1 protein-coding gene is annotated in these 536 nt (G+C 44.6%); it reads right to left on the bottom strand.

Features of this window, described 5'->3' with window-relative positions; all coding sequences use genetic code 11:
• Positions 1 to 10 precede the first annotated feature (10 nt).
• Positions 11 to 536 (bottom strand): IS3 family transposase (locus JIG40_RS02595; protein ID WP_199464712.1); only part of this gene is annotated, 526 nt, incomplete at its 5' end.

Genomic DNA, 536 nt, shown 5'->3' with positions numbered 1-536 from the left:
TGAATCGCCACTACTTCTGTAGACGACTTTTAGCCTCATTAAAATACTGACGTTCATACTCTAACGGTGATAGCCCATCATTGGAACTATGCTGTCGTTTCGGGTTGTAAAACATCTCTATATAATTAAACACATCCATCTTTGCGTCGTCTCTGGTCGCATAGATTTTTCGCTTAACTCGTTCACGTTTCAGCAGTTGAAAGAAACTCTCTGCTACTGCGTTATCATGGCAGTTGCCTCGACGGCTCATGCTACCCTCCAAACCATGAGCGCTTAGAAACTCACTCCAATCATGGCTCGTGTATTGGCTTCCTTGATCTGAATGAACCAGTACTTTGCCAGCAGGTTTACGACGCCATACCGCCATTAATAAAGCATCTAACGCAAGCTCTTTAGTGATACGACTGCCCATTGACCAACCAATTATTCGTCGTGAGAACAAGTCCATTACAGCGCCAAGATAGAGCCAGCCTTCATGCGTTTTGATGTACGTAATATCCGTTACCCAAGCCGTGTTGGGCGCTAATGGATTGAAT

This window comes from Vibrio sp. bablab_jr001 (assembly GCF_016464285.1).
GTDB lineage: Bacteria > Pseudomonadota > Gammaproteobacteria > Enterobacterales > Vibrionaceae > Vibrio > Vibrio fluvialis.
Note: the sequence above shows the minus strand (reverse complement) of the source record. Positions and strands in the feature narration are given on the sequence as shown.